16 protein-coding genes and 1 tRNA gene are annotated in these 16,549 nt (G+C 68.1%); 6 read left to right on the forward strand and 11 right to left on the reverse strand.

Annotated elements, in window-relative coordinates; translation table 11 throughout:
- Positions 1 to 9 precede the first annotated feature (9 nt).
- Both acs and ACOZ4I_RS07435 read left to right on the forward strand, forming a co-directional pair.
- Positions 10 to 2,115: an acetate--CoA ligase alpha subunit gene (acs, locus tag ACOZ4I_RS07430; RefSeq protein ID WP_424004536.1), complete on the forward strand. Its 2,106-nt coding sequence runs from the start codon at positions 10 to 12 to the stop codon at positions 2,113 to 2,115.
- Entirely contained in the window at positions 2,112 to 3,188 is a 1,077-nt protein-coding gene (locus ACOZ4I_RS07435) for a phosphotransacetylase family protein (RefSeq protein WP_424004538.1), read from the forward strand. The genes acs and ACOZ4I_RS07435 overlap by 4 nt, the downstream gene beginning before the upstream one ends.
- Before the next feature lie 207 nt (positions 3,189 to 3,395).
- On the opposite strand, the gene bioD is transcribed toward ACOZ4I_RS07435, so the two are convergent.
- The 4 genes from bioD to bioB are packed head-to-tail and all read right to left on the reverse strand — an operon-like array spanning position 3,396 to position 7,539.
- Positions 3,396 to 4,115, reverse strand: a complete 720-nt coding sequence (bioD, locus tag ACOZ4I_RS07440) for a dethiobiotin synthase (RefSeq protein ID WP_424004540.1) — start codon at positions 4,113 to 4,115, stop codon at positions 3,396 to 3,398.
- Entirely contained in the window at positions 4,112 to 5,320 is a 1,209-nt protein-coding gene (locus ACOZ4I_RS07445; RefSeq protein ID WP_424004542.1) for an aminotransferase class I/II-fold pyridoxal phosphate-dependent enzyme, read from the reverse strand. The genes bioD and ACOZ4I_RS07445 overlap by 4 nt, the downstream gene beginning before the upstream one ends.
- Before the next feature lie 21 nt (positions 5,321 to 5,341).
- Positions 5,342 to 6,421: a transcriptional regulator gene (locus tag ACOZ4I_RS07450; RefSeq protein WP_424004544.1), complete on the reverse strand. Its 1,080-nt coding sequence runs from the start codon at positions 6,419 to 6,421 to the stop codon at positions 5,342 to 5,344.
- Positions 6,422 to 6,423: 2 nt separating this feature from the next.
- Positions 6,424 to 7,539, reverse strand: a complete 1,116-nt coding sequence (bioB, locus tag ACOZ4I_RS07455; RefSeq protein WP_424004546.1) for a biotin synthase BioB — start codon at positions 7,537 to 7,539, stop codon at positions 6,424 to 6,426.
- Positions 7,540 to 7,630: 91 nt separating this feature from the next.
- Between bioB and ACOZ4I_RS07460 the strand changes: the two genes are divergently transcribed.
- Positions 7,631 to 8,446 (forward strand): cytochrome c oxidase subunit 3, encoded by an 816-nt coding sequence (locus ACOZ4I_RS07460; protein ID WP_424004548.1) that lies wholly within the window; start codon positions 7,631 to 7,633, stop codon positions 8,444 to 8,446.
- 7 nt (positions 8,447 to 8,453) lie between these two features.
- Here ACOZ4I_RS07460 and ACOZ4I_RS07465 read toward each other — a convergent pair whose 3' ends face one another.
- Together ACOZ4I_RS07465 and ACOZ4I_RS07470 are read right to left on the reverse strand one after the other, a co-directional pair.
- Positions 8,454 to 8,978, reverse strand: coding sequence for a hypothetical protein (locus tag ACOZ4I_RS07465; protein ID WP_424004550.1), 525 nt, complete (start codon positions 8,976 to 8,978; stop codon positions 8,454 to 8,456).
- Positions 8,975 to 11,260, reverse strand: a complete 2,286-nt coding sequence (locus ACOZ4I_RS07470; RefSeq protein ID WP_424004552.1) for a DUF6789 family protein — start codon at positions 11,258 to 11,260, stop codon at positions 8,975 to 8,977. The genes ACOZ4I_RS07465 and ACOZ4I_RS07470 overlap by 4 nt, the downstream gene beginning before the upstream one ends.
- Before the next feature lie 175 nt (positions 11,261 to 11,435).
- On the opposite strand from ACOZ4I_RS07470, the gene coxB reads away from it, so the two are divergent.
- Positions 11,436 to 12,179, forward strand: a complete 744-nt coding sequence (coxB, locus tag ACOZ4I_RS07475) for a cytochrome c oxidase subunit II (protein WP_424004554.1) — start codon at positions 11,436 to 11,438, stop codon at positions 12,177 to 12,179.
- A 43-nt stretch (positions 12,180 to 12,222) separates the two neighbouring features.
- On the opposite strand, the gene panB is transcribed toward coxB, so the two are convergent.
- Positions 12,223 to 13,032: a 3-methyl-2-oxobutanoate hydroxymethyltransferase gene (panB, locus tag ACOZ4I_RS07480; protein ID WP_424004555.1), complete on the reverse strand. Its 810-nt coding sequence runs from the start codon at positions 13,030 to 13,032 to the stop codon at positions 12,223 to 12,225.
- A 97-nt stretch (positions 13,033 to 13,129) separates the two neighbouring features.
- On the opposite strand from panB, the gene ACOZ4I_RS07485 reads away from it, so the two are divergent.
- Complete coding sequence (locus ACOZ4I_RS07485) at positions 13,130 to 13,357, forward strand: DUF5822 domain-containing protein (protein ID WP_424004556.1); 228 nt, start codon at positions 13,130 to 13,132, stop codon at positions 13,355 to 13,357.
- Here the strand turns inward: ACOZ4I_RS07485 and ACOZ4I_RS07490 are convergent.
- The 3 genes from ACOZ4I_RS07490 to ACOZ4I_RS07500 all read right to left on the reverse strand — a co-directional run bounded on the left by ACOZ4I_RS07490 (position 13,336) and on the right by ACOZ4I_RS07500 (position 15,640).
- Positions 13,336 to 13,878, reverse strand: a complete 543-nt coding sequence (locus tag ACOZ4I_RS07490) for an HAD family hydrolase (RefSeq protein WP_424004557.1) — start codon at positions 13,876 to 13,878, stop codon at positions 13,336 to 13,338. The genes ACOZ4I_RS07485 and ACOZ4I_RS07490 overlap by 22 nt on opposite strands.
- A 93-nt stretch (positions 13,879 to 13,971) precedes the next feature.
- Positions 13,972 to 15,099, reverse strand: a complete 1,128-nt coding sequence (locus ACOZ4I_RS07495) for an acyl-CoA dehydrogenase family protein (RefSeq protein WP_424004558.1) — start codon at positions 15,097 to 15,099, stop codon at positions 13,972 to 13,974.
- 37 nt (positions 15,100 to 15,136) lie between these two features.
- Positions 15,137 to 15,640 carry a helix-turn-helix domain-containing protein gene (locus tag ACOZ4I_RS07500; RefSeq protein ID WP_424004559.1) on the reverse strand — a complete coding sequence of 168 codons (504 nt, stop codon included), beginning with the start codon at positions 15,638 to 15,640 and terminating at the stop codon, positions 15,137 to 15,139.
- A 132-nt stretch (positions 15,641 to 15,772) separates the two neighbouring features.
- Here ACOZ4I_RS07500 and ACOZ4I_RS07505 point away from each other — a divergent pair.
- A tRNA-Leu gene (locus tag ACOZ4I_RS07505) sits at positions 15,773 to 15,857 on the forward strand.
- A 172-nt stretch (positions 15,858 to 16,029) separates the two neighbouring features.
- On the opposite strand, the gene ACOZ4I_RS07510 is transcribed toward ACOZ4I_RS07505, so the two are convergent.
- A complete protein-coding gene (locus ACOZ4I_RS07510) occupies positions 16,030 to 16,224 on the reverse strand; it encodes a DUF7511 domain-containing protein (RefSeq protein WP_424004560.1) in 195 nt (64 codons plus the stop codon).
- Between the last annotated feature and the right edge of the window lie 325 nt (positions 16,225 to 16,549).

Raw genomic sequence — 16,549 nt, forward strand, 5'->3', positions numbered from 1 at the left:
GATAGAGGCATGGGACGACTATCGACGCTGTTCGCGCCGGAGCGTGTCGCAGTGGTCGGTGCGACCGACTCGGAGGGATCCGTCGGTCGCGCGGTCACCGCGAACTTGCTCGACTCGTACACGGGCGAGATCGTGGCGATCAATCCGAACAAGGACACGGTGTTGGGACTGACGTGTTACGACGGCTTCGACGCCGTCGACAGGCCGGCGACGATCGACGTGGCCGTGGTCGTCGTACCGCCGACGGTGGCGGTCGACGTGATCGCGGACGCCGGCGAGGCGGGTATCGAGAACGTCGTCGTGATCACCGCCGGGTTCGGCGAGACCGGGAGCGACGGGGCCGAGCGCGAGCGTCGGCTCCGCGAGGTCGCTCGGGAGTACGACCTGAACCTCGTCGGGCCGAACAGTCTGGGCGTCATGTCGACGCCCGTCGGACTCAACGCCACGTTCGGTAACGAAATGGCGAGCGAGGGTGACATCTCCTTCATGAGCCAGTCGGGGGCGTTTATCACGGCCGTCCTCGACTGGGCCGCCGAGCGCGACGTCGGCTTCAAGGACATCGTCTCGCTGGGCAACAAGGCGGTGCTCGACGAGGGCGACTTCGTCGCGGAATGGGGCGACGACCCCGAGACGGACGTGATACTGGGCTACCTCGAGGACATCAACGACGGGACGAAGTTCGTCGAGACCGCGCGCGAGGTGACACAGGAGACCCCGATCGTGCTCGTCAAGTCCGGTCGCACGGACGCGGGCGCGAGCGCGGCGGCCTCCCACACGGGCGCGATGGCGGGGTCCGAGCGGGCCTACGAGGCCGGCCTGGACAAGGCCGGGACGCTCCGCGTCGAGTCCGTTCAGGAACTGTTCGACTACGCGCAGATACTCTCGGGCCAGCCCCTGCCAGACGGCGACGAAATCGCCATCGTCACGAACGCCGGCGGCCCGGGCGTGATGACGACCGACGCCGTCGGCGACTCGGACCTCACGCTCGCCGACTTCGGCGACGAGACGTTCGAGCGCCTTCGCGAGGAGATGCCCGACGAGGCCAACATCTACAACCCCGTCGATATCATCGGGGATGCCCCCGCCGAGCGCTTCGAGCGCGCGCTGGAGATCGTACTGGCCGACGACAACGTCTCGATGGCCGCCGTCGTCGCCTGTCCGACCGCTGTGCTCTCCTTCGAGGACCTCGCCGAATGCGTGGCCTCGGCACAGGAGCGGTTCGGCACGCCCGTCGCGGCGACGCTGATGGGCGGGAAGTCGGTCGGCGCTGGCGCGGCGGTCCTCGGCGAGGCCGGCATCCCGAACTACTTCGACCCCGCACGCGCCGTCGGGAGCCTCGACGCGCTCCGGCGCTACCGCGAGATACAGTCGACGACCTACGAGGAGCCGACGACCTTCGACGTGGACCGCGAGCGCGCCCGCGAGATCCTCGAATCCGCGGCCCGGCGCGACTCGAACCGGCTCGGCGTCGAGGCGATGGACCTCCTCGACGCCTACGGGATTCCGACGCCGCAGGGGTCGGTCGTCTCCTCGCCGACCGAGGCCGAGGCCGTCGCGGAGGACATCGGCGGCGACGTGGTCATGAAGATCGTCAGCCCCGACATCCTGCACAAGTCCGACATCGGCGGCGTCGAGGTCGGCGTCTCTGTCGAGGACGTCCGCGACACCTACGAGGACCTCGTCGTCAGGGCGCGTAACTACCAGCAGGACGCGACGATACTGGGCGTGCAGGTCCAGGAGACCATCGATCTCGACAGCGGCGTCGAGACGATTCTCGGCGTGAACCGGGACCCGCAGTTCGGCCCGCTGGTGCTGTTCGGCCTCGGTGGTATTTTCGTCGAGGTACTCGAAGATACGACTGTCAGGGTCGCCCCGGTGAGCGAATCCGAAGCGAGCGGGATGCTCGACGACATCGACTCCGCGCCGCTGCTGCGCGGAGCCAGGGGCAGAGATCCGGTCGACGAGGGTGCCCTCGTCGAGACCGTCCAGCGCCTCTCCCAGCTCGTCACCGACTTCCCGGCCATCGTCGAACTCGACATCAACCCCCTCGTCGCGACGCCCGACGGGGTCCAGGCGGTCGACCTGCGGCTCACCCTCGACCAGGAGGAACTATGACCGACACGAACACGCTACTCGTCACGTCGACGGAGGAAGGTATCGGCAAAACGGCGATCACGCTCGCGCTGGCCACTCGCGCACGCGATGCGGGTCACGACGTTGGCTACATGAAACCGAAGGGAACGCGCCTCCAGAGCGCCGTCGGGAAGACCCGGGACCAGGACCCGATGCTCGCCCGTGAGCTCCTGGACCTCGACACCGAGATCCACGAGATGGAACCCATCGTCTACTCCCCGACGTTCATCCAGGAAGCCATCCGCGGCCGCGAAGACCCCGACGGACTCCGCGAGCGCGTCATCGACAGCGCGGCGGTCTGTGCGGAAGGCACCGATTTACTGCTCGTCGAGGGGAGCGACAGCCTCTCGACCGGGAGCATCGTGGACCTTACCGATGCCGACATCGCGGAACTGCTCGACGCTCGCGTGCTGCTGGTTTCGGACTACGGGACGTCGGGCGACACGGACGAGATTCTGTCGGCCGCGCGGTCGCTCGGCGACCGGCTGGCCGGCGTCCTGTTCAACGGCATCACCGACGCCACTGTCGACGAACTCGCCGACGACGTGGTCCCGTTCCTCGAAGGTGAGGGCGTGCCGGTTCACGGCATCCTCCCGCGGGACCGCTCGCTCGCTGGCGTCACGGTCGACGACCTCGCACGGAGCCTCGGTGCGGACGTCCTCACGGGCGAGGCCGACACGGACGTGCACATCGAGCGGTTCAGTGTGGGTGCGATGAGCGGGAGCAGCGCCCTCGACCGCTTCCGACGGACGCGCGACGCCGTCGTCGTGACCGGCGGCGACCGCTCGGAGGTCCAGACCGCAGCGCTCGAAGCCTCCGGCGTCAAGGCGCTCCTCCTCACGGGCGGGTTCCAGCCCGCGAGTGCCGTCGTCGGTCGCGCGGCCGAGCGAAACGTCCCGATTCTGTCAGTGCAGTCCGACACGCGGACGACGATCGACCGCGTCGAGGAGGTGCTCCGGACGGGTCGCACCCGGAACGAGGCCACGATCGACCGTATGCGCGAACTACTCGACGACGGCGTCGACGTGGCCGACCTCCTGTCTGTCGAGCTATAGATCCTCTGTTTCGGTTGCGAGGTAGTCGACTCCTACCGTTTCAGGCTCGGCGAATTACCCGAAATTTCCAGATGAAACGTGCCCTGGTATTTTAGTTGTCGGCGTTTTAGGGACGGATGGAGCCTCACGGCTCCGTAGTGTCACACGTTCGGGGGAATCCCCCCGTCCTATCCCCTTCAGACGACCGTTCTCCTGCTGTCGTTCCTCTCACTCGGCAGTCCCGCTCAGCAGCGACACCGGCAGATTCTCACGAATCCCGTCGACGACGCGATCGCCTGACGCCGTGTTTAGCGGCGGGACGGTCCACACCGGACAGCCGGTCATCCGCTCGATGACGCCCGGATTCGTCCGCTCTGCGGTCGTCACCCCCTCGTACCGGTTACAGACGACGCCGACGACCGGAACGCCGCGGTCGCGCAGCGTTCGAACAGTCAGTGCCGTGTGGTTCAGCGTACCCAGATCCGACCGGGCGACGACGAGCGCCGGAAGCCCCGCGTCGGCGACGAGGTCGAGCACTTCCCGCCCGTCCGCGAGCGGGACGCACAGGCCGCCGATCCCCTCGACAACGGCCGTCTCGCACGAATTGACGGCGTCGATGACACCGTCGAGGATGTCGTCGTATGCGAGGGTGGCGTCGGTCTCCGCAGCGGCGACCGCCGGGGCGAGGGGGGGTTCGAAGCGGCGCAGACAGACAGCGGCGTCGTCGGTGCCACAGACCGATGCGACGACCCCCGCGTCGTCGTCAGGTGGGTGGCCGGTCTGGCAGGGCTTCACCGCGACGGCGTCCCGACCGCGCTCGCGAAGCCACCCGGTCAGGCCCGCCGTCACCACGGTCTTGCCGACGCCGGTGTCGGTCCCGACGACGAAGACGCCGTCGTCGAGAGAGTGCTCGGGAGGCGCGTTCGATTCGCTATCGCCGCCGGTCACAGCAGGCCCACCTCCTCGCCGGCCTCCCTGAACGCGTCCAGACACCGCGCGACGTCGTCGGCGGTGTGGGTCGCCATCGGCGCGACGCGGATTCGGGACGTCCCCTCCGGAACCGTCGGCGGGCGAATCGCCGGGGCGACGACGCCGCGTTCTTCGAGGTGGGCGGCAAGTGTCACGGCGTCGGCGCGGTCGCCGACCAGCACCGGGAGGACGTGCGTCTCGCCGAGGACCTCGTAGCCCATTCCTTCCAGGCCGTCGCGCAGCGTCTCCACGGTGTCCCAGAGGTCGTCCACCCGGTCGGTCTCGCGGGCGATCCGTAGCGATTCGCGGGCCGCGGCGGCGCTGGGCGGCGACAGTCCGGTGGAGAAGACGAACGACCGCGCGGCGTTCAGCAGGTACTCCACGAGCGCCTCGTCGCCGGCGACGTAGCCGCCCTGGCTCGCCAGCGCCTTCGAGAGCGTCCCCAGTTGCACGTCGACGCGGTCGCTCAGCCCCTCGCGCTGGACGACGCCGCCGCCGTCGTCGCCGAACAGCCCCGTCGCGTGGGCCTCGTCGACCATCACCCACGCACCGAACTCGTCGGCGGCGTCACAGACGGCCGACAGCGGCGCGATGTCGCCGTCCATCGAGAACACGGAGTCGGTGACGACCAGCCACCGCTCGTCGCTCGCGTCGTCCGTGTGGTCGGCACGCGCCGCCATCTCGGCGCGCAGGTCGTCGGCGTCGCAGTGGTCGTAGACGACCGTCTCACCCGCGCCCACGCGACAGCCGTCGATGATCGAGGCGTGGTTCAGTTCGTCCGAGAACACCACGTCCGGCGCGAGCGCGTCGATGGTCCCGACGTTGGCCGCGTAGCCCGACGAGAAGACGAGCGCGCGCTCTGCCGCCTTGCAGGCGGCGAGGTCGCGCTCCAGCGCCCGGTGGACGTGCGTGTCGCCGGTGACCAGCCGGGAGGCCCCCGCGCCGGTCCCGACGGTCCGCGCGGCCAGTTCGGCCACCTGCTGGACGCGCCCGTCGTCGGCGAGTCCGAGGTAGTTGTTCGACGCGAAGACGGCGGCCTCCTCGCCGAAGTCCGGCGGGCCGCCCTTGGGGTCGTCGGCGAACCGCGTTCGCGCCGTGACGGCCTCCGCCACGTCCAGGTGTCGGCGGAGATCGCGGTCCTCGCGCTGGTCGAGTCGCCGTTCGAGGTCGAATCCGTGGGACATGAGAAGCGCTAGCGCGTCGGCTCAGAACCCTGGCATGAGGTCGGCGGGGCCGAACACGCCGTAGTGACCCGCGCGGTTGTTGCGGACGCCGGCCTTCAGGTAGCCCAGCGCCGGGCCGTTGACGTTCGCCTCCATGCTGGTCGCGTCGTCCAGTTGGAAGGTGTTCGTCCCCGTCTCCCCGTCGAAGGTCGTCCCGGTCACGCTGACCGTCGTCGTCGTCGGCTTCTCGTCGGAGCGCACGTCGAGGACGCCGCCGACGTGGACGTCCTCGGCGTCGCAGATGCCCGCGCGCTCGAGCAGCACGTCGTCGGCGTGCTCCATGTCGTGGAACTCCAGCACGCCGTCGTGCTCGTCGATGAGTTCCTCGATTTCCGCCTCGCTCATCTCGCGTGCCGTCTCGATGTCGTAGCCGTCGAGGTGGGCGATGTCCTCGCGGACAGTCCCCCGGTTGTCTTCGTAGCCGGACTTCAGGCCGACGCCCCACCAGATTTCGACTTCCTCGACTTCGACGAACGACTGGGCTGCCAGCGCGGCCGCGCCGGTCAGGAAGCCCGGCGTCGCGCCCGCCCCGCAGACGAACGTGATGCCCGACTCCGTCAGTTTCGCCTCGCGGTCGTCGAGCATCCCGATGACGCGGGAGCGTTTGAGCACGTCGATCATCACGCCCTCGTAGTCGGCCTCTGCGAAGCGCTCGGCCACACGCGGGATGAAGTCGTGTTCGAGGTTCGGCAGCGCCAGCAGGACGGCGTCGATTCCGTCGCTTTCGGCGATGATGTCGTCGATGGGCGTCTCCGTGGGTTCGCCCTGTGAACTGGCAACGATGCCGGCCTGCTCGCCGTGCTGTTTGACGCCGTCGGCTCTGGCGGCGGCCGCACCGCCATCGGTCGCAACGTCGTCGGGTCCGCCGCCTTGTGGCCCGCTTGCGATGTTGCCCTCTGTCGCCTCCAGCAGTTCGTCCACGTCGAGGCCGTCGTGGTCGATAGCGACGCCGTTGCGGTCACAGGCCGCGACCGCGGTGAGACCGTCTTTATGCTGTGAGACTTCGAGCGTCCGCCGTCCGATACCTCCGGTTCCGAGCACTGCAAAGCGTATGTCGTCCATTGTCAGTCGTCGGATTTGAGCTCTGATTTGGTCTGTGCTGTTCCTGCTGCCGTCTCGGTCTCCGTCTCCTCGGCCGCGCGTTCTTTGACCGCCTCGGGGTCGAAGTCGTTGGCCTCGGTGTTGGGCTCCAGGCCGGCCTGCTCGACGATTTCGAGGTCGTCGGCCGCCGACTGACCCTCGGTCGTGAGGTAGTCGCCGGTGAGGATGCCGTCCGCGCCAGCCTCCAGGGCGGCCACCTGCCCGTCCGTGTCGAGGTTGACCTCGCGCCCGCCCGTCAGGCGTACGCGGGCCTCCGGGTGGAGCAGTCGGTACACCGCGATGGTTTTCACGACCTCCTCGGTCGTGATGTCGGGAAGTCCCCGTTCGGCCATCGGCGTCCCCGCCACCGGGTTCAGGATGTTGACCGGGAGCGAGGAGATGCCGATGTCCTGGAGGGCCATCGCCGCGTCGACCCTGTCGGTCGGCGTCTCGCCCATCCCGAGGATGACGCCGGCACAGAGGTCCATGCCGGCGTCCTTGGCGACCCGGAGCGTCTCGACCCGCTTTTCGAACGTGTGGGTCTGCACGACCTCCGGGAAGTACCGCGGCGAGGTCTCGATGTTGTGATTGTAGTGATTGAGCCCCTCGTCTGCCAGGATGGCGGCTTCCTCCTCCGTGAGGATGCCGAGGCTGGCGTCGACCTCCACGTCCGTCTCGTCGCGCACGAGTCGGATGGCCTCGAGGACCTCCTCCCACTCCTCGGGGCGTCGCTCCTTCGAGACGCCCTTCTCGGCGACGACGATGCCGAAGCGCTGCGCGCCGTCGCGCTCGGCGCGCTGTGCGGCTTCCAGTATCTTCTCCGGGCCGAGAAAGCCGTAGTTCTCGATGCCGGTGTCGAAGTGGACCGACTGGGCGCAGAACCCGCAGTCCTCCGCGCAGTTGCCGGCCTTCGCGTTTACGATGGAACACGCGTCGACGGTGTCGTCGCCGAGGCGCGTGCGGACGTAGTCGGCCCCGGCCGCGAGCGCGTCGACCGGCTGTGCGATGAGCGCCAGTCCGTCCCGGCGGTCGAGGCGGTCCCCGTCCAGCACGCGAGCGACGGCCTCGTCTACCGTTCGGTTGCCCGTCTCGTAAACCACACTTCCGGTGTCGGTTGACGGTGGGATAAAGATTCGGGTGACCCGACCGCTCGGGGGTATCGTTTTACCGGCCCCGCCGCTACGCCCTCGCATGGCAGAGACGACTGAGGTCGCCGCGGACCACGCCGGCGACGACGGCCACGAGCACCGGAGCCGCTGGCCGCTGGTCGCAGCGCTCGGGGCCGCCTCGCTGTATCTCGGCGTCGGCCTCGCGTTCGTCGGGCTGACGCTCGTTCCCACCATCGTCGCGCTCGTCCTCGGGAGCGTCGGCGCGCTCGCGCTCGTCGGCGGGCTCGCGGGCTGGGCCAACGAGGCGTTCGTCGCGGACTACTTCGCGGACCACACCGGACCGGGGTCGGAGGTCTACACCGGCGGGATGGTGCTGTTCCTGATCTCGGACGTGGCGACGTTCGCCGCCGGGTTCGTCTACTACGCCTTCGTCCGCGTCGGCGCGTGGCCGCCCGCGAACCTCCCGCACCTGCTCGGCTCGCTCGTCGCGGTCAACACCGCCCTGCTGCTGGCCAGCAGCGTCACGCTCCACTACGGTCACGAGGCGCTCGAACACGGCAACAGGCGGCGCTTTCTCGGCCTGCTCGGGGTAACGCTCCTGCTCGGCGTCGTCTTCCTCGGCGGGCAGGTGCTGGAGTACTACGAGTTCGTCGTCGGCGAGGGCTTCACGCTCTCCTCGGGCGTGTTCGCGAGCGCATTCTTCGGCCTGACCGGCCTGCACGGCCTGCACGTCTCGCTGGGGGTCGTGTTACTCGGCATCGCGTTTGCCCGCGCTCTGCGGGGACACTACGACCCGGAGCGAGACACGGCCATCCAGACGACGGCGCTGTACTGGCACTTCGTCGACCTCGTCTGGGTCTTTCTGGTCGTCGTGGTGTACGTCGGCGCGGAACTCTAGCGGGCGTTTACTCGGACCGCTTCGCTCGCTGTTCCAGTCTGACGAGTCGGCGGTACAGCGGCGGCGTCAGGATGCCGAGAAAGCCCAGCGCGATGGCGAACACGCCGAGGGGAAACTGTAACGGCGCGGCCGCAAAGCACGTGTTCTCGGCCACGATGGTCACGTAGTGGTCTTCGCCCTCGTAGGAAACGATCGCGCCGCGCTGGAACGCGTCGGCGTTGGGCACGGACCCCACCACTTGCGCCTCGCCGACTGCGTCGTCGAGCGCCTCGCGAAACGCGGTCTGTTCGGCCTCGGAGAGGTCGTCGAACGCGAGTCGCGCCAGCCGCGGTCGCGGCGTCTCGCCGCCGAAGCGCTCTGCGGTCATCTCCGGCGACTCGACGCCGATGGTCGGATTGCCGCAGTTCTCCAGATCCGGTTCGAGGATGGCGTAGCCGCCCGGGACCGCGCCGGCGATGCCGACGGCGATGAGCAACACGCCGACGAAGGGCGCGACGTACTGGAAGACCGTCGACTGTGACCCCGAACTCATCGCCCGAACGTCCCTCCGTCGGACCGGAGCGCCTCGTCGGACTTGAGGAACTGGAACGTCACCGTCAGTCCGAGCCCGTACGCCCAGTGCGAGACGAGGACGAAGGTGAGATAGCCCACGAAGGCGAGCCCGCTCTGGCCGGTGTAGAAGGCGATGGCGAACCCGCTGGAGATGATCGTCGCGAACACCAGCCCCGTCTCGAACAGCAGCCGGCCGGGCAGGTACTCGGAGAACGCGAGGAATATCAGCGGCCACGTGACGGTCCCGCCGACGAGGAACAGGACCGCGCCGATGGTCTGGTTCGCGCCCAGGCCGACCAGTTCGGATATCTCGCCGAACGAGGCGGGGTCGAGGACGCCGATGAGGATGGCGGTGAGGAGGCCGCCGCTCATCAGCACTGTCCCGACGAACCCGCCGACGGCCGCCATCCAGGCGTTGCGCGAGACGGTCTGGGCGACGGTCCCGACGCCGCCGGCCAGCCCCGTCGGCTCGCCCTCGGGCGCGTACGAGCGTCGCCGCGTCTCCGGTTCGCTCGGCTCCATGTCGTAGCGCTCGATCATGCGCTTCTCGAACCACTGCCACTCGCGGGTGAACTGTCCGGTGCGCTTGAGGCCCCACGGGTCGGTCGTCGTCACCGGCGTCCCCTGCCAGTAGGAGGCGAGCATGTTGTACAGCCACAGCAGGGCGCTCAGGCCGATGACGTACCCGCCGACGGTCGCGATCTGCTGGGCGAGCTGGTACTCCGGCGGGTAGATGGCCTGCCGGCGGGGCAGCCCCAGGCCGCCGATGACCAGCAGCGTCATGAACGTCACGAACGAGCCGAAGATTATCAGCAGCGACTGGAACTTGGCCAGCCGCGTGTCGTACCACCGGCCGGTGATGAGCGGGTACCAGTAGTAGCTCGCGGCGATCATCAGGAACGGGATGATGCCGACGACGATGAGGTGGAAGTGGCCGACGACGTAGTAGGTCCCGTGGTAGAGGATGTCGATGGGGATCACCGCGAGGAACACGCCGGTGACGCCCCCGATGATGAACGTCCCGATGCCGCCGGCACAGAGGATGAACGGGGCCGAGAGCCGGATGTCGCCGTCCCACATCGTCGTGATCCAGTTGAAGATCTTGATCGCGCTCGGGACGGCGATGGCGATCGAAATCGCCATGAAAGAGAGTTTGACCCGCGGGTCCGCGCTCGTCGTGAACATGTGGTGGGCCCAGACGCCGAAAGAGAGGACGCCGAGTCCGAGCGTCGAGTAGACGATGAACTGGTAGCCAAAGAGCTTCCGGCCGACGAACTTCGGCAGGATCGTGCTCATCAGGCCGGTGGCCGGGAGAAAGAGGATGTACACCTCCGGGTGGCCCCAGAACCAGAACAGGTGTTGCCAGAGGATGGGGCCGCCGCCCTGCGTGGCGAAGAACGTCGTCCCGAGATTCCGGTCTAGCAGGAGCATCACGAGCGCGCTCCCCAGCAGCGGGAACGCGAACAGCGCGAGTCCGCTGGTGACGAGCATGTTCCAGGAGAAGATGTCGAGGTTCCCCCAGGTCACGTCCTCGGCGCGCTCGTAGGCGACGGTGGCGATGAAGTTGATCGCGCCGACGGTAGTCGCGATACCGGAGAGGTGCAGGCCGAGCAACAGCATGTCGATCTGCGGGTTCGGCTGCTGGACCGACAGCGGCGCGTACAGCGTCCACCCGATACTCACCTCGCGGACCGTCAGGAAGAATCGGATCGTCTCCTCGGGCAGGAACAGATTGAGCACCTGGCCGGTCACCTGAATCAACAGCCCCATTCGGACGAGCAGGAGCGCGGGCGGCAACAGCCAGAATCCGACGGCGTTGACCCGCGGGAACGCCATGTCGTCGGCCCCGATGAGCAGCGGCAGCACGTAGTTCCCGATGCCGAAGAACACGGGCAGGACGAAGAATATCAGCATCGTCAGGCCGTGCGTCGTAAAGAGCGCGTTGTAGGTCTCCGGCGTCCAGATGTCCGCGGGCGGTGTCAACAGCTCCGTCCGGAGCATCATCGCGTCCATGCCGCCCCACAGCGCCGCGACGGTCCCGAAGGCGATGTACAGCAGGCCGATGTCGCGGTGGTTGGTCGTCGTCAGCCAGCGGTACGCAGCCGACTGGAGTCGCCCGATTTCGAAGCGGACCTCCTCGCGGGTGGTGTAGCCCCCGTCGCTCTCGGGCCGTGACGCCCTGCGGTGGCTAATCCACACGATCGCCATCGACAGCGCGAGGACCGCGAGCGCCGTTCCCTCGACGGCGGCCCTGTTCAGCATGTCTGGGGCCGCCCCAGCGGCGAATCAGGTACCGTTCCAGTCACGCGACACATTACCGGAACCTGACAGGCGCACGAGTATAAAACCACGCGGGAAATCGAAACCGGGCGTGGCCCCGGCCGGTCCATCGCCGTCTGGCCAAGTTATTTGACAGCGCGCTTGGAACTACACGCCAATGCGTCTCCGCCGGAGCCTGTTCCGACTGTGCCTCCTCGCCGTGGGTCTCTCCGCTCTCGCCGCGCCCGCCGCCGCGCAGTCGGTCAACAGGGCCGCCATCGACGAACTGAACGCACAGTTGCTGTACGTCGCGCTGCCGCTGGCGCTGTTCGTCGAACTGACGCTCGTCTACGCCATCTACCGCTTTCGCGACAACGACGACCCGAGCCCCACCGTCGACGACCCGGCGCTCGAAATCACCTGGACTGCCGCGACCGGCGCGATACTCGTCTTCGTCGGCATCTCCGCGTTCGTCGTCATGGCGAACCCCTACATCACGCCTGCCGCAGCCCAGGCGTCGACTCCCGATGACGCCTTCGCCGACGACCACGAGGTCGAGGTGCTGGCCTACCAGTGGGGCTGGGAGTTCTCCTACCCCGAGGCGAACGTGACGACGGAGGAGCGGCTCGTCATCCCGGCGAACCGGAACGTCACCTTCAGACTCCAGACCGCCGACGTGATACACGCCATCTACATCCCCGACCTCGGGATCAAACAGGACATCTTCCCTGGTCGGACGCTGACCGCGCGAACGCACGCGACCGAGCCCGGCGAGTACCGGCTCTACTGCGCCGAACTGTGTGGATCGGGCCACAGCAAGATGAACGCCACCGTCGTCGTGAAGAATCAGACCGCGTACGACGCGTGGGTCGAGAACCAGACCGAAGTGACCGGAAATCAGACCGCGGCGGTCGAGGACTAGACCCCAGCGGCCGGCAACCCGACCCCGGCGGCCCAGTAAGCGGTCAGTAGAGGTCGTCCAGTTCGTCCTCGGCGTGGCTGTGTTCCTCGCCGGGGAAGTCGCCGTCCTCGACGGCGTCGACGTACTCGCCGACCGCCCCCGCGATTTCGCTTCGCACGTCGCCGAACTGCTCCGCGAAGGGGGGACTCCGCTCCGAGAGACCGACCACGTCGGTGAACACGAGCACCTGCCCGTCGCAGTCGCCGCCGGCTCCGATGCCGATGGTCGGGATGTCGACGGCCTCGGTCACCTGCCCGGCGAGGTTCGCCGGGACGTGTTCGAGGACGAGCGCAAACGCGCCCGCGGCCTCGTGTTCGCGCGCGAGGTCGAGGATTTCCTCGGCCTCCTCGCGGTCGGTCGCCTGCCGCGTGTAGCCGGTCTGGTTGACGCTCTGGGGCGTGAGGCCGAGGTGGGCCATCGTCGGGATGCCGAGGTCGGTGAGCCGTTCGGTGAGGTCGACGGTGTGGGGCCCCGATTCGAGTTTGACAGCGTTCGCGCCCTCTTCTTTGAGCATCCGGCCGCAGTTCTCCACGCTCTCGGCCTCGTCGGCCCCGAACGAGAGGAAGGGCATGTCGGCGACCACGAGCGCGTCGTCCGCGCCGCGCGCGACGGCCCCGACGCGGGAGGCCACCTCGTCGAGCGTCACCGGGAGGGTGTCCTCGTAGCCGAGGACGGCGTTGCCCATGCTGTCGCCGACGAGGATGACGTCGACGCCTGCGTCGTCGACGATACTCGCGGTGACGGCGTCGTAGGCCGTCAGCATCGTGATCGGCTCATCGCCGGCCATCGCCTGCAGGTCCCGGACCGTTGGCATGTCCGTGCGGGGGCGCGCCGGCCTCTTACCTGTTCGGGTTCCCGACCCGGGCCGCGAAACCGCAAGGGGCTTGCCGAGGGTCGAAGTAGACGGAGACGTGCCAGCAGTCGAGAAAACGAACCCGGACGGCGTCGACTTCGGCTGGGTCATGCAGACGACGTTCGTGACGACCATCCTCGTCGGGTCGCCCATCGTCGTTCTCGCTTCGGTCGGTATCTCGCTCCAGACGTGGACCGCGCGGGCGCTCTTTGCCGTCCGCGTCGGCGCGCTCGTCTGGTTCGTGACCGCCGTCTGCGCGTACCTCTACGCGCGATACCGGCGCTGATCGAACTCGCTCGCCCACGCGAAGTCCATGTCGGCCCGCCGCGCGGCCGTCCGGTCGCTCTCCGAGTCGCCGACGAACACCGCGTCCGCCGGGTCGACGCCCATCTCGTCGGCGGCGACGAGCAACCCTTCCGGGTCGGGCTTGGACGACCCCACCGAGTCGCGGCCGACGACGGGACCGACGTGGTCGTCGATGTCGTGGACGGACAGCGCGAGGCGACAGGCCACCTCGGCGTTGAGCGAGCAGACCCCGACCGGGACGCCGTGGGGCAGTCCCTCCGAGAGCGGCAGGGCCTCCGAGTCCCGTGCGCCGTCGCGCTCGTAGTCGGTTATCGCCGCCTCGACGGCGTCGCGGTGGCCGGTCTCATCGGAGAGGTGCAGCATATCCCACAGGCCCCGCCCATCCGGGTTCACGTCGCGCTCCCGAAGGACGCTCGCCACGTCTGCGGCGACGGCGTCCCAGTCGACGGCGAGTCGGACGAGCGTCCCGTCCAGGTCGTAGATGACGGCGTCGTGTGTCACGCTCGGTCGTAGGGGCGACGGCCGCAAAACCGCTTCGCCCCCTCCGCATCGGACACCGGCAATCGTGGAAACGTCAGCCGTGGTCGGCGACGGCTACTCCAGCAGGTCGCGGGCGACGATGTTCTTCTGTATCTCGGTCGTCCCCTCGTAGATGGTGGTCACCTTCGCGTCGCGGTAGAGGCGCTCGACCGGATAGTCGGTCGTGTAGCCGTAGCCGCCGTGTATCTGGATCGCCTCGCCGGTCACATCGACCGCGCTTTCGCTCGCGAACCACTTCGCCATGCTCGCCGTCGCCCGCGCATCGTCGCCGCGCTCCAGCGTCCGCGCGGCCTCCCACGTCAGCAGCCGCGACGCCTGCACCCGCGTCGCCATCTCCGCGAGCTTGTGCTGGATAGCCTGGAACTCGCTGATCGGCCGGTCGAACTGCTCGCGCTCCTGGGCGTACTCGAGGGCCTCGTCCAGCGCCGACTGCGCGAGGCCGACTGATTGTGCGGCGATGGCGACGCGTCCGGCGGTGAGCACCGACAGCGCCGCGGCCAGCCCTTCGCCCTCCGCGGTCAGCCGGTAGCGCTCGGGGATTCGAACGCCGTCGAACTGGAGCGCCGTCGTGTCGCTCGCCCGCAGCCCCAGCTTCTCCTCCTTCTTCCCGACGGTGAGCCCGTCGGCGTCCTTCGGAACGAGGAACTGCGTGATAGAGTCGGCGTCGTCGGGGTCGGTCTTCGCGAAAACCACGACGACGCCCGAGCGCTCGCCGTTGGTGATCCACTGCTTCTCCCCGTCGATAACGTACTCGTCGCCCTCCCGTCGCGCCGTCGTCGTCATCCCGCGCGGGTTCGACCCGGCCTGTGGCTCGGAGAGCGCGAACGCACCGACCGGCCGGCCGTCGACCATCTCGGGCAGCCACTCCTCTCGAACGTCCTCCGAGCCGAACTCGGCGAGACACGAGGTAGCGAGGCAGTGGACCGACAGCGCCGTCGCCACCGCGAGCGACCCGTACGCCAGTTCCTCGTTGACCAGCGCGTAGGTGGTCTCGTCCGCGTCGAAGCCGCCGTAGGCCGCCGGCGTCGTCAGTCCGGTGACGCCGATGTCGGCGAGACCGTCCCAGACGTCCTCGGGAAAGGACTGCTCGCGGTCTGCCGCGGCGGCCCGCGGCCGGATGTCTTCGACGGCGAACTCCCGGACGGTCTCGCGGATCGCCCGCTGCTCGGCGGAGAGGTCCATACCGCTGGTACGGGCGGCCGCGGCAAAATTATCGGGGTCAGTTGGACTCGACGAGCTCCACGTCGAGACGCTTTTCCAGCGCCCTGATGGTCGAGCCGCCCACGTTCGCCTGCGTGGCACGGCCCTGTTCGACGGCGAGGATGTCCGATTCGTCGAGGTCCAGTTCGTCCGCGAGTTCCTGGGTCTGGAGTCCCTCGTCCTGTCGCGCCTCGGTCACGCGCTCGCCGTAGCCGCCGACGAGGTACGGCAACTGGTCGTCGTCGTAGTCCGCGCCGTCCTCCCAGTGGGAGGGGTCGCCCTTCTGTGCGTCCTGCATCCGGGCGGCGTTCTGGGCGGCCTTGCGCCGCCGCTCTTGCTCGTCGGACGAGCCGCCACCCGTATCCGTTCGGTCGTTCTCACCGTGGTCGCGCGCACAGCTGTCGCACACCTGGAGGGTCGCCCCTGCGACGTTGGCGGTCTGCAAATCCCCGCCCTCACTGCCACAGAGTTCACAGCTCCCGCCGGCGCTGTCGCCACCGCTGCCGGTCGAGTATTTGGCCATGCCCCCGGTAGCGGTTTCGTGGTATTTCAAACGTCCGGTTCGGCAGAGTGCCACACTATCCCGCGGCGGGACGCAAACGAAAGCGCTTTTATTGGCCCACGGGGAACGATGTAACGCAGTAAGACAGAGCGCGCGTGGGTAGCCAAGCCAGGCCAACGGCGCAGCGTTGAGGGCGCTGTCCCGTAGGGGTCCGCCGGTTCAAATCCGGTCCCACGCACTCTCTGAGTGCAGGTGCACTCCCCTTGGGACTGCACCCACGCAAATTTGCTTCCGACGCTACTCGACCAGACACGTCTGGGTCCTCACTGACCCGTCACCGCACACCGATAGCCGTCGCTCTCTGCTCGTGGCGTCGCGAAAACTATCCGTCGCTGTGGACCGCCGCCCGCTCACACCATCTCGTCGAGCGCGACGGCGTGCTCCACGTCCATCGAGAGCCAGTGGGTCGGGAGTTCGCCGTCCCGTTCGCTGTAGATCGTGACCTGCGTCGGATCGTCCTCGTCGTCGACCGCACAGTAGAGGTCGAGGAGATCCGCGTGAGCGGGCCGGGCAGACGAATCGTCGAGAGCATCGGAGACTGGCATTGTCCTCACCTCCATCTTCGAGTACTGCGCCCATAAGGAACCGCCCTGATTCTTATTTCGTGAGAAGCACCGCCGGGACGGACCCAGATCCGCACCGGCGTAGACTCGCCTCGCTCGCCCAGGAGCGTTCAGATCACGGTCGTCGGAGAACACGACTCTCACGGTCGTTCGAGTCGGGTATGCGCGGGACCGGATTTGAACCGGAGGGAGACGTGCTCACTTCGTTGCGCGCGACTCCCAGGGCTCAAATCCGCTGGCGATTTCGCTGCTCGCGTCTTGCTCGCAGCAGAAATGCGCGGGACCGGATTTGAACCGGAGCAAGACG

Source organism: Haloarcula salina, assembly GCF_049603855.1.
GTDB lineage: Archaea > Halobacteriota > Halobacteria > Halobacteriales > Haloarculaceae > Haloarcula > Haloarcula salina_A.

Coding starts and splice junctions, on each gene's coding strand:
- acs (WP_424004536.1), top strand. CDS start 10: ATGGGACGACTATCGACGCTGTTCGCGCCGGAGCGTGTCGCAGTGGTC.
- ACOZ4I_RS07435 (WP_424004538.1), top strand. CDS start 2,112: ATGACCGACACGAACACGCTACTCGTCACGTCGACGGAGGAAGGTATC.
- ACOZ4I_RS07445 (WP_424004542.1), bottom strand. CDS start 5,320: ATGTCCCACGGATTCGACCTCGAACGGCGACTCGACCAGCGCGAGGAC.
- ACOZ4I_RS07450 (WP_424004544.1), bottom strand. CDS start 6,421: ATGGACGACATACGCTTTGCAGTGCTCGGAACCGGAGGTATCGGACGG.
- ACOZ4I_RS07460 (WP_424004548.1), top strand. CDS start 7,631: ATGGCAGAGACGACTGAGGTCGCCGCGGACCACGCCGGCGACGACGGC.
- ACOZ4I_RS07465 (WP_424004550.1), bottom strand. CDS start 8,978: ATGAGTTCGGGGTCACAGTCGACGGTCTTCCAGTACGTCGCGCCCTTC.
- ACOZ4I_RS07470 (WP_424004552.1), bottom strand. CDS start 11,260: ATGCTGAACAGGGCCGCCGTCGAGGGAACGGCGCTCGCGGTCCTCGCG.
- coxB (WP_424004554.1), top strand. CDS start 11,436: ATGCGTCTCCGCCGGAGCCTGTTCCGACTGTGCCTCCTCGCCGTGGGT.
- panB (WP_424004555.1), bottom strand. CDS start 13,032: ATGCCAACGGTCCGGGACCTGCAGGCGATGGCCGGCGATGAGCCGATC.
- ACOZ4I_RS07495 (WP_424004558.1), bottom strand. CDS start 15,099: ATGGACCTCTCCGCCGAGCAGCGGGCGATCCGCGAGACCGTCCGGGAG.
- ACOZ4I_RS07500 (WP_424004559.1), bottom strand. CDS start 15,640: ATGGCCAAATACTCGACCGGCAGCGGTGGCGACAGCGCCGGCGGGAGC.
- ACOZ4I_RS07510 (WP_424004560.1), bottom strand. CDS start 16,224: ATGCCAGTCTCCGATGCTCTCGACGATTCGTCTGCCCGGCCCGCTCAC.